Here is a 423-nt window from a genome sequence, read left to right as displayed (position 1 = left end):
TATTGCCGTTTCGTTCGTTTTGATGCGCTCATCAAGCGTTTTTTTATAATCATTATGTGCTTTTTGTAGGTCTGATTGATGATTTTGAAACTGTTTAACTAGATTTTGTGTTTGTGATTTCACATCTTCTAATTCTTGTTGGATTGCTGATTGAAAATCTTGTTTTAAATTATCGTTATTAATACGTTCCACATAGTGTTTTGCAACGCTAATAAATCTTTTTTGATTTTTTTCTGTGGCTTGATTAAAGTTCAAGGCCGTGGTCTCTATCGTTGTCAATAATTGTTCGTGACGCTTGTTTCGCTCGTTCTCTCTCTTTTCGATCTCTTCGAGCCTTTTCATCAGCAAGTCTTGCTGACTCTGCAGCTTGTCGGCGACGCTTAAGCTCATTTGTGTCTTGGGCGAATTTATCCCAATCTGATT

General features: G+C 36.6%; 1 pseudogene. It reads right to left on the bottom strand.

Going from position 1 to position 423, the window contains the following annotated elements:
- Positions 1–255: pseudogene (locus tag HMPREF3057_RS10350) on the bottom strand (hypothetical protein); the annotation flags it as partial.
- Positions 256–423 lie beyond the last annotated feature (168 nt).

It is taken from the genome of Streptococcus sp. HMSC072D05 (assembly GCF_001815805.1).
Classification (GTDB): Bacteria; Bacillota; Bacilli; order Lactobacillales; family Streptococcaceae; genus Streptococcus.
The sequence above is the reverse complement of the archived record's forward strand: the minus strand, read 5'-3'. Positions and strand labels throughout refer to the sequence as shown.